We start from the raw sequence: 10,334 nt of genomic DNA, 5'->3' as shown, positions 1-10,334 counted from the left end.
CGAGGAGATCTCCAAAGGATAGAAACTATCCTTCAACACCATTTGACAAAGAGCCATGATCTCGTTAGTTCTTATTGTCGTCAGCGTTATTCGTCGATGACGTCTGCGTGTTGTTGTCATCGTCATTGCCGTTACCGCTAGGCTTCTGTTCCGTACTTGAGGATTCCTTACTGGTACTGGACTCAGTCGTTGAGGATTCCGTCTTGGAAGTGCTGGAACTGGTTGTTGCCTGGTTATTACTACTGTAAGCCGAAGAGTTCGTGTTGTTCGTCGACCCATATTGGCTAGTGGCCGTGGTATCCGTTACGGTACCAGGGTGACCAGTGACGTAGTATTCCGTCTTCCCGTTTTGCGTGGTACGCGTGACGGTACTTGGGGCGGTCCAGTCGGTATTGGTGCTCTTACCGGCGAGATAACTCATTTCGTATTTGTAGATTTCTTGAGCGATTGTGGTTTGTGACTCGCTGACGTAGTGACCGGTCTGGAATTGTTTGTCGTAACCCGTCCAGACGGAGACGGCATAGTTCTTGGTGTACCCCGTGAACCAGGAGTCCATCGTCGCGCCATCAGGCACCTTGTCGGCGTAATCGTCAGGGTAGGAGTCGGTCCCAGTCTTCCCGGCTTGGTAGAGCCCGGAGATGGCGGCTGAACGCCCTGAACCACTTTCGTTGGTAATGACATCCTTCATCATGTCGGTCAACATGAAGGCCGTCGCGGCGCTCATAGCGCGTTTACCAGTAGACGCATAGTTGTGCTTCTTCCCGTCCTGAGTGACCACCTTGGAGACCAGGTAAGGCTTGTAGTAGGTCCCACCGTTGGCGAAGGCGGCATAGGCGGCTGCTTCCTGTTCGGAGGAAATGTACAACCCAATCCCGTTTTGCAAGGTCAACGTCTTGTCAAACGTCATGCCCAAACCTTCGAGAAACTTGGTAGCCTTAGAAATCCCAACGTTTTGTAAGGTCCGAACCGCTGGAATATTCCGAGATTCGTAGAGGGCCTTACGCATGGTGATGGTTCCCTGATATTGCTTATCCCAGTCATAGAGACTCTTGTCGGTCCCGGGATACGTAAATGCCGTATCCTTGACTGGTTCGTAAGTTGGATAGTAGAGGTGTTCAATGGCTGGGCCATAATCCATCAGGGGCTTAGCCGTTGAGGCACTGGAACGGTCTGTTTGAACGGCACGGTTCAACCCAAAGGTGACGTTGCCAGTCTTCCGGCCACCAATCATGGCGACCACTTGACCGTTGTTGGGGTTCACGATCGTGGACCCAACTTGGAACTTGCTGGAAGGGAAGTTGACGTAGTTCCCCGAGTTGACGATGCTGTAAAGTTTCTTCTGGGCACCCATATCGAGGTTGGTGTAGACCTTTAGACCACCAGTAGTGGTGTTGTAACCCTTGGCCTTAAGTTCGGCGTAAACCTGTTTCAGGTAGGCGTCGATGACCTTGGTGGTCTTGGCATCGGTCGTGGTTGAATGATGTGTTTTGACCAAACCAGTCTTGATGTTTGTGACCTTGGCTTGCGCGGCCTGGGCGGAGGTAATGGCGTTGTTCTTAGCCATGGCGTCTAACACCAGGTTACGTCGTTTCTCAGCATATTGGGGGTAAGTCGTTGGGTCATAATCGTTAGGTGCTTGAGGCATCCCAGCGAGGAGGGCCAACTGTGGTAATTCGAGGTCTTTCAGATCTTTGCCGTAGTAGTATTCTGCGGCTGTCTGCATCCCATAGACGCCGTTACCCATGTAGACCTTGTTAATGTAGTATTCCAGGATCTGATCCTTGGAATAGTTGTGATCGACCTTGAGGGCTAACCAGGCTTCTTGGGCCTTACGCTTCAGGGTTCGGTCAGCAGCGGCCGTCGAGAAGACGGACAGCTTAACCAATTGCTGGGTTAAGGTACTCCCACCTTGCATCCCTAGCGAAGACCCGGAGACGTTCGCAAATGCGGCCCCAAGGATCCGGATGGGGTCAACCCCGTTATTCTTATAGAAACGCCGATCTTCGGTGGAAACCACGGCTTGTTTTAAGGTCGTGGGAATGTTGCTGTTCTGAACGTAGTTTCGGTTCTGGGCACCCAACCGCGAGATGACCTTACCGTTAGCGTCATAAACTCGGGTTGAGGTATCACTGGACAGGGCGGATTGGGTAATCTTCGGGGCGCTCTGGGCGTAGAAGAAGAAAAGCCCGGCACCGGCCAAGATTCCTAAAACGCCGATTGCCACGATAACGAACAGCACGCGGCGGAAGGTACGCCAGCCGTTGTGCGGTCGTTTGGGGCCGGGGGTGGTCGCACTGTGGCGACTCATCCGCGTACCACCGGTAGAATTGTTACTAGACATGTTAATCTCCTTTGCGTTTAAACGTGTTCGCTGCTAAAGCAGCTGATCCACGGCTTTGAGATAGGGAACCGGTAACTGCAACTGTGCAGGTAAAAGGATTCCCTTGGCAGCGATGTCCGCGTAGGGCACGGACTTACGGCCGCCTTGAATTTGTTGATCCCAGAAGGTAAAGAGGTCTTCAGCACGGTACAGGTAGGTTTCGTGGCGATTGACAAACTTAATAATAGCAAAACAAATGCCACCCTGGGCCGTGCAGGCCCGCATGTGATCGATCTGGTGTTGATGAAAGTTTTTCAACGGGAAGGAGGACTTGTTCTTGGTTTCCTTCGCGTCGAAGTCGAGGTAATGGCCCCGATAGACCCCGTTGTAATCGGTCGTGGACGCGGTGCTAAAGTAGGCTTCCTTAATCACAGCCGCACTGCGTTTCGGATAATCGACCTTGACGATCTGAATGGGGGTCGGCTTCTTGTGAACGACCGCCATGCCCCGGGTCTCATAGTACGTGTTACTCTGGTTGAGCTCTTCCTCTAGCGTCATGCCCCGTTTCCCATAATTAGTATAGGAACTGGGAAACTTGGGCCCGGACGGTGTCGCTGGTGTTTGATAGGCATTCCCATTGGGATACCGAATAGTCATCGACTCCTCACACTCCTTGTCAAAAGCTGGCTCGCATTTGTGGCCCAGTTATTGACATTATACCAAGGTGGGGCAGAAATAAAAACTCCCAAGCAGACCGGACGTCAGACTTTTCCAATAATTTAACGTCTTTTCATTGCTCCTACCGAAAATCTTCGCTAAACTATAGGAAGAACAAAGGGGGAATTCTGGTGAGTCGACTGTGGGTGACGGGTTATCGAAGCTATGAACTCGGGGTCTTCGGTAACGAGGACAAGAAACTTCTGGTCCTAAAGGATGCACTGAAGAAGGTTCTCATTGGTAAAATTGAAAATGGCACCGATTGGTTGATTACCGGCGGCCAACTGGGGGTTGAGCAGTGGGTCATTGAGGTAGCCCTGACCTTAAAGGACGACTACCCAGAGCTGAAGATTGCGATGATGACGCCGTTTGCGGAGTTCGGCAATAACTGGAATGAAGCCAATCAGGCCCAATTAGCCAGTATCATGAGTCGAACGGACTTCCATGAACCAGTCAGTGCGCAACCTTATCACAGCCCCCAACAGTTAAGAAACTATCAAGAATTTATGTTGAGCCATACAGATGAAGCCGTGATGGTTTATGATTTAGAGGTTGAAGGCAAACCTAAGTATGATTACCGGGCGATTGAAAAGTTTCAGGAGCAACATACTTACCCCCTGACGATGGTTGATATGGAATGGCTGCAAGAAAGTGCCAACGAATATCAAGAAAATTTAAATAATGGTTCCCAATTTGAATGAAAACTGGTATTATTAATATTGCCGGTTTGATATGACAACGAGGTGTAAATAATCGATGGAAAACATTAAGTTCACTCCAAAAGAAATTTTGCAAAAGCAATTTCGACAAAAGATGCGTGGTTACGATCCAGATGACGTTGATACTTTCTTAGACAACGTAATCAAGGACTACGACACTTTTGTTAAGGAAAATCAACGCCTGCAAGATGAAAACGAACGGTTGTTAGCGAAAGTTGATGAATTAACGAAGCAAGTGCAAGTTGGCGTTAGCCAGCCCCAAGCTTCCACAACTAGCCAACCGACGTCCAGTGTCACCAACATGGATATTCTCAAGCGTTTATCCAACTTGGAACGTCACGTTTTCGGTTCACAATTAGATAATGATCCAAACGAGTCACATCGTTTGTAGAATTATAAAGACTGGTGTAAATCCTGAGTAATCGCGGTCGGCTTATGTCGGCTGAGGAAAGTCCATGCTCGCACAGACTGAGATGTCTGTAGTGTTCGTGCTCGGTGAAAAAATAAGCCGGGGAGCGTTAGCAATAACGTTACGGCGGGAAAAAACGGCTAAGGCTTCGGCTATGCTTGAGTATCCCTGAAAAGTGCCACAGTGACGATACGTCTAGGAAAACCTAGGCGGTGGAACGCGGTAAACCCCTCGAGCGGGCAACCCAAACTTTTGGTAGGGGCGCTTCACATATGGAAATGAACGAAATGTGGGGGGAGAGGAAACTCTCGAGATAGATGATTACTGCCAGTCAATCGTTTGCCTGAAACGGTTGGGTGGTACAAAACATGGCTTACAGGGATTTACACCATGTCAGGTCGGTGGGAGCTTGCTCCCACCTTTTTTTATAGCTAATTTATGGGGTGAAAGGCCTTCGGTGGTACACTGAGGGTAAAGTCGACTCGTCGCGGTAGCGGTCGACAGCGTTCGCCAACAAAAGCGTTGTACCGTTGAGTCGGAAACAAGGAGGATGTTATGAAAAAATTTCATTTATACGCCGCCACTGCGAGTGGTATCGAAGCCATCGCTGGGCGTGAGTTACGGGACCTAGGTTATGAGACCCAAGTCGAAAATGGTCGGGTTCGCTTCGACGGGACGATCGAAGATATCTTACGGACGAACCTCTGGCTCAGAACGGCCGACCGGGTGCGGATCATCGTGGCTGAATTCGATGCCATGACGTTTGACGAATTGTTCGAAGCCACCAAAGCCGTGGCTTGGGATGAATTACTGCCAATGGATGCCGCTTTCCCCGTTGAAGGCCGCTCCAAGAAGTCGCAATTACATAGTGTGCCCGATGCCCAAGCGATCGTGAAGAAGGCCGTGGCAACCAAGTTAGCTGCCGTCTATCACCGGCGGACACGGATGCCAGAAACGGGGGCGACGTATCCTTTGGAAGTTATGATTGACAAGGATCACGTCATGTTAACCCTCGATACCACCGGTCCTAGTCTGTTTAAGCGTGGCTACCGGGTAGGTAAGGGTGGCGCCCCCATCAAGGAAAACATGGCGGCGGCACTGATTGCCCTGACGAGCTGGCACAAGGATATGCCATTCTGGGATCCCGTCTGTGGGTCCGGAACTATTCCAATTGAAGCTGCTCTGATTGGCCGTAACTTGGCACCGGGCTTCAACCGGGACTTTACCTGTGAGAGCTGGGATTGGGTGCCGCAAGAATTGAGTGATAAAGTCCGTGACGAGGCCGATGCTAAGGCCGACTACGACACGCCCTTACAGATCTTTGGGAGTGATATCGACGAGAACATGGTCGCCATCGCTAAGAAGAACGCGCAAGAGGCTGGCTTGTCCCAAGACATTACCTTCCGTCAGTTGGCAGTTCAAGACTTTGAAACCGACCTCAAGCATGGGGTCATCGTCGCCAACCCACCTTATGGGGAGCGGCTGAGTGACCAGGCCAGTGTCCGGGAACTTTACAAGCAAATGGGTGACGTTTTCCGGCCAATGACGGACTGGTCAACCTATGTGCTGACGGCCGACTTGGAATTCGAACACTTCTATGGCAAGAAAGCCACGAAGACGCGGAAGTTGTATAACGGGGCCCTCCGGACGGATTACTTCCAGTTCTGGGCACAACGGCAACCACGGCGTTCAAAGGAGTAGGTAGTGTGATTAAGGCGGATTGCATTTTCTGTCAAAAAAGCGAAATTGTTCTGGAAAATGAGCTGGCCAAGGCGTTCTGGGACATACATCCAGTGCGCAAGGGACATCTGCTGATCGTTCCTAAGCAGCACTATGCCACGTATTTTGATATTCCCGGTCCAACCAAGCAGGCCATGGATACCTTGTTGGCAGAAGGTAAGGCCTTATTGGACCAGACTTATCAGCCGGCTGGCTATAATATTGGGATTAATGTCGGAGCGGCAGCCGGTCAAACAGTCATGCACGCTCATGTTCACTTGATTCCAAGGTATACGGGTGATGTGCCTGATCCCCGTGGCGGGGTCCGGAAACTCATCCCCGCAGCCGTCAAACGTCTTTTAAAATAAGGTGATGAGAGTCTCAGCAAATTTCGCTGAGACTCTCATTTTTGTGATTTTAGTGTTAGGAAACTTAACGTGAAAATGGTCTTAAACTAAGCGTATAGCTTGCTAAAAAGGTTAATTTACGAATTTACTGATATTTCATCGACTTATTTAATGTTTAGTGTTAGGATTTATAACATTAAAAGATGAAGAGGGCGACGCAAATGAATTTAGCCAACACGGCATTTGTGTTAGTGGCAAGTATCTTGGTTTTATTCATGACTCCTGGTTTGGCATTCTTTTACGGGGGCCTGGTTTCAGAGAAGAACGTGGTCAATACCATGTTGTCGGTATTTATCATGACGGGGATGGCCATTCTCCTCTGGGTGTTTGTGGGGTATTCGCTAAGTTTCTCGGGTGACGTTGCCGGGGTGATTGGCAATTTGCGCGAGGCCTTCTTTCATGGGGTGCGGTTGTCAACCTTGACGACGGGTCAGATTCCCGTGGGCGCATATGCCTTATTTCAAATGATGTTTGCCATTATTACCCCTGCTTTATTCGTGGGGGCCGTGGTTGGTCGAATTCGTTTTAAATTTCTGTTACTCTTCCTGGTCGGGTGGTCGTTATTCTTGTACTACCCGCTGGTTCACCTGGTGTGGAGCCCGGCTGGTTGGTTAGCTCATTGGGGCGTCCTGGATTTCGCCGGTGGGACGGTGGTTCACATCAATGCTGGGGTCACCGCCTTGGTCTTGTCGGCCTGGTTAGGGCCACGGTTGAAGAGCAATACCGGCAATCCCCACTACAATTTACCCTGGGTCCTGCTGGGAACCGCGATTCTGTGGATTGGCTGGTATGGTTTCAATGCTGGGAGTGCACTGGCGGTCAATGACGTTGCCTTACAGGCGGCTTTGACCAGTACCGTGGCTACGGCCACCGCGATGGTCGTGTGGATGGGGCTGGACATCTGGCGTCATGGGAAACCAACTTTGGTGGGTGTCTGTACTGGGACCCTGTGTGGGCTGGTGGGCATTACCCCCGGCGCTGGGTATGTGACAATTATGGGGGCCGTGGCTATCGGGGCTATTGCTACCTTGACCAGCTATGTCTTTGTCACGCGGATCAAGCCACGCTTGGGAATTGACGATGCACTAGATGCCTTCGGTTGTCACGGGGTGAGTGGCATTGTTGGCAGTGTCCTCGTAGGGGCCTTCGCCACGAAGACTGTCAATCCGGTGGTTACGACCAATGGCCTTCTGTATGGCGGTGGCGGTCGTTTGCTAGGCATTCAGGTTGGGGCAACGCTCTTCACCATTGTGTTGGTGGCCGCCGGGGTCAGTCTCTTAGTTTGGGGTCTCCGACAGGTTTGCCCGATGCGCGTGGGCATTGCTGAGGAAGAAGCGGGGCTCGACCTGGGTGAGCACGGCGAACGGGTAGACTCAACGGTGGCACGTCAGGCCCGGTTGGCCGCCTTCCGTCCCGAACAGGAACGTTTCGAACCCGAGTTTCGGGGGCAACTCCAGCATCTGACGCCTCATGATGCCACCCGATCTGGTTTGCACGGTCGCTAAAGTTAGTGACTTTCTTAAGGTTACCCGAAGTAGTGGTTATTTTGCCTAGAAACTGATAAGCTAGCTTTGTGGTTAGGGGCCACACAAGTTTAATTAAGCTAAGGGGGAGTTTAAAATGAAAAAAGATCGGATTGTCTTAACGACCTTAGTCGTCTTTGCGGTCATGTTCTTAAGCCTGGTGCTCGTCTTAATGAAGTCACCACTATGGCTGGTATTCCCACTGGCGTTTGCCGCTCTGGGTGCCGCATGTTACGGCGTAGAGGGAATCATCGAAAACAAAAAATTACAGCGCAGTGAGCGCAAAGCTTAATCGTAAAAATAAAGAGGCCAGTGAGCCTCTTTTTTCGTGGTTTACGTTATCCGAGCGACTTGGTAAAATGAACGGGTAAAGGATGATGACGCGATGTGAATTGGCAAGGAGACGAAGTAGATGCTGGCGACTACCTGAAGGTGGCCGCCTGTACGGCAGTCATGGGACAATCGGTGTTGAGCCTTGCCCTGACGGTTGAGCCGACGCTTAAGGCCCAGGCAGTCATGGCCGGTATTTATTTGGCGGTAAAATTCACGGCGCCAGCCTTTATCTGGGGAATTCTCTTCACGACTAGCCGGACCACTAATCCAGCCCCTAGTTATGGATCTTACCTGAAACGCCAGACGCCGACACTGTTTTTACCGACGGTGATCTGGACCACGCTCTACCTGTGGTTGATGCCCAGTCTTCAGCAGCATAGGACGGCCCACAATTGGGGATCACTTCTCTGGCAGGGCGTGGGTGGTAATGCGGCACCCCATCTGTGGTACAACACGATGATGCTACAATTTATTCTGCTGATGCCCATTTTCTGGTGGCTGCGTGATCGGGTGAACCGCCCACAAGTGGCGAAACATTGGGGATGGGGTATCGGGGGTCTCTATGTTCTAGCGATGATCGGCTTTACCCAGCGGGTCTATCCAACCGCTCACTTTGTCCGCTGGTATCTCTTGGATCGGTTTTTCTTGGGCTTCCTCCTGTATGCGGTGCTGGGCGTACTTTGCTGGCGATACTGGTCGGTCTGGCAACGCTGGTTGTCACGCTTCTGGGGGGTGTTGGTCCTAGTGGCCTGTGTGGCGTGGGTGGGCCAGAACTGGACGTTGCGGCAGTGGGGAACGGCGGTCGACTTTGGGCATACGAGTTATTACCTGCCCGCCACCGTTGTTTTTGATTTAAGCGTCATCGGACTGGTTCTGGCATTTGCTGGCTATCAGATACGGCGGCGAGCCCGGTCGTTGGGAGTCATTCATGGTCTTGCGCAGTTGGCCTATCCCTCGTATCTCGCCAATGTTTTTTGGCTACAGATCATCTGGCGCGGTGGTGGGGCTACCCTGACGCGAGCCCATCTGGGCCTGGGAATTCTCGTGTGTTACGGATTGACCTGGATCATATCGTTTAGCTTTAGTGCCTTGATCGCACAGAGTATTGATTTAATTAAATGGAGGAGACAACCATGGACAGAACGCAACCGGTAGAACTGGTGACGATGATTCTCGTGACCGATCCGGTCACTAAGCACGTCTTGGTGGAGGATAAATTAAATGTTCCTTGGAAGGCTGGTCACAGTTTCCCTGGTGGTAACGTGGAGGTCGGCGAAAGCTGTGCCACGGCGGCGATGCGGGAGGTGGCCGAAGAAACTGGTCTACACTTACATAGTTTGAGTTTCTGCGGTACCTGCGAATGGTTCGACCCGACGCGGCAAAAACGCAAGTTGGGTCTGTTGTACCGCAGTGATGATTTCACGGGAGAGATACGGGACAGTAACGAGGGCCCCAACTCCTGGCTACCCTTGTCAGCATTGACGGCAGCTAACAGTGCGTCTAGTCTGATGACCCTGTTGCGCGTCTTTAACCACGAACTCCCAGCGGTCGTCAGTGATGAGTGGAATGGTGAACTGTCGGTGGATGCGGGGTGGCACGCCTAGGTTGAACTTTTCAGGCACCCGGGCCCTCTCAATTATTGGAAACGTGTATAATTGAGGTAAAGGAAGCGATGATGATGAAAACAACGAGACAGACCCAACGGTGGTATGGCTATTTCTTCATTGGCTTGAGCGTGCTTGCCCTGATTTTGGCAGGCCTACTGCCGTTAACCTTAGTGGAACGTGCTTTGATTTTGACAACCGCGGTTACCCTGATGGCCTATGGGATTAGTTATCAAACGCGATTGGCTCGAGGCTGGTGGCTGGCACTGGTTGTTGTGGGTGGTGGACTGATTCTTCTGGACTTGGTCGTGGCTCTCATGACGCCGGCGTTGTTCCTGACCTTCCTGGAATTTCTATTACCACTGACATTTTTGGTGGTGCTTCTGGGCTACCTGCGCCGGTTGATCTAAACTGTTTGAGTTGGATGTTACCCGCGCCTCCGGCTAACATGGGTTCAATCTGGTGTCATCATTTTAATTCACAAAAATAATAAATAAGGCGTCGGACGATTACCTTCAAGATAATTGGGTTCTCTGTCAACTGTTGTTGGTAAAATTCGTATGAAGGTAGCTTGATCACGGTG

11 protein-coding genes and 1 other RNA gene are annotated in these 10,334 nt (G+C 51.2%); 10 read left to right on the top strand and 2 right to left on the bottom strand.

The features are described 5' to 3' along the window. Nucleotides 1-64 precede the first annotated feature (64 nt). The gene (locus IV54_RS07590) at nt 65-2,341 is read right to left on the bottom strand and encodes a transglycosylase domain-containing protein (protein ID WP_057878781.1); all 2,277 of its coding nucleotides are present in this window, start codon (nt 2,339-2,341) and stop codon (nt 65-67) included. A gap of 33 nt (nt 2,342-2,374) precedes the next feature. Next, the gene (gene recU, locus IV54_RS07585; RefSeq protein ID WP_057878780.1) at nt 2,375-2,977 is read right to left on the bottom strand and encodes a Holliday junction resolvase RecU; all 603 of its coding nucleotides are present in this window, start codon (nt 2,975-2,977) and stop codon (nt 2,375-2,377) included. A 191-nt stretch (nt 2,978-3,168) separates the two neighbouring features. Between recU and IV54_RS07580 the strand changes: the two genes are divergently transcribed. The 10 genes from IV54_RS07580 to IV54_RS07540 all read left to right on the top strand — a co-directional run bounded on the left by IV54_RS07580 (nt 3,169) and on the right by IV54_RS07540 (nt 10,161). Further along, nucleotides 3,169-3,738, top strand: a complete 570-nt coding sequence (locus tag IV54_RS07580) for an SLOG family protein (RefSeq protein ID WP_057878779.1) — start codon at nt 3,169-3,171, stop codon at nt 3,736-3,738. A 55-nt stretch (nt 3,739-3,793) separates the two neighbouring features. Continuing rightward, nucleotides 3,794-4,147 (top strand): cell division regulator GpsB, encoded by a 354-nt coding sequence (gene gpsB, locus IV54_RS07575; RefSeq protein ID WP_057878778.1) that lies wholly within the window; start codon nt 3,794-3,796, stop codon nt 4,145-4,147. Between the two features lie 19 nt (nt 4,148-4,166). Further along, an RNA gene (rnpB, locus tag IV54_RS11545) (RNase P RNA component class B) lies at nt 4,167-4,546 on the top strand. A gap of 174 nt (nt 4,547-4,720) precedes the next feature. Continuing rightward, nucleotides 4,721-5,866, top strand: a complete 1,146-nt coding sequence (locus tag IV54_RS07570; protein WP_057878777.1) for a THUMP domain-containing class I SAM-dependent RNA methyltransferase — start codon at nt 4,721-4,723, stop codon at nt 5,864-5,866. Nucleotides 5,867-5,871: 5 nt separating this feature from the next. Further along, a complete protein-coding gene (locus tag IV54_RS07565) occupies nt 5,872-6,252 on the top strand; it encodes an HIT family protein (RefSeq protein ID WP_057878776.1) in 381 nt (126 codons plus the stop codon). Between the two features lie 200 nt (nt 6,253-6,452). Next, the gene (locus IV54_RS07560; protein WP_057878775.1) at nt 6,453-7,796 is read left to right on the top strand and encodes an ammonium transporter; all 1,344 of its coding nucleotides are present in this window, start codon (nt 6,453-6,455) and stop codon (nt 7,794-7,796) included. Nucleotides 7,797-7,911: 115 nt separating this feature from the next. Then, nucleotides 7,912-8,106: a hypothetical protein gene (locus IV54_RS07555; RefSeq protein WP_057878774.1), complete on the top strand. Its 195-nt coding sequence runs from the start codon at nt 7,912-7,914 to the stop codon at nt 8,104-8,106. Between the two features lie 95 nt (nt 8,107-8,201). Next, nucleotides 8,202-9,302 carry an acyltransferase family protein gene (locus IV54_RS07550; protein ID WP_057878773.1) on the top strand — a complete coding sequence of 367 codons (1,101 nt, stop codon included), beginning with the start codon at nt 8,202-8,204 and terminating at the stop codon, nt 9,300-9,302. Further along, nucleotides 9,281-9,751, top strand: a complete 471-nt coding sequence (locus tag IV54_RS07545) for an 8-oxo-dGTP diphosphatase (protein WP_057878772.1) — start codon at nt 9,281-9,283, stop codon at nt 9,749-9,751. Before IV54_RS07550 ends, IV54_RS07545 begins: the two co-directional genes overlap by 22 nt. 74 nt (nt 9,752-9,825) lie before the next feature. Continuing rightward, the gene (locus IV54_RS07540; RefSeq protein WP_057878771.1) at nt 9,826-10,161 is read left to right on the top strand and encodes a hypothetical protein; all 336 of its coding nucleotides are present in this window, start codon (nt 9,826-9,828) and stop codon (nt 10,159-10,161) included. Nucleotides 10,162-10,334 lie beyond the last annotated feature (173 nt).

The organism is Levilactobacillus paucivorans, assembly GCF_001437125.1.
Taxonomy (GTDB): Bacteria; Bacillota; Bacilli; order Lactobacillales; family Lactobacillaceae; genus Levilactobacillus; species Levilactobacillus paucivorans.
Note: the sequence above shows the minus strand (reverse complement) of the source record. Positions and strands in the feature narration are given on the sequence as shown.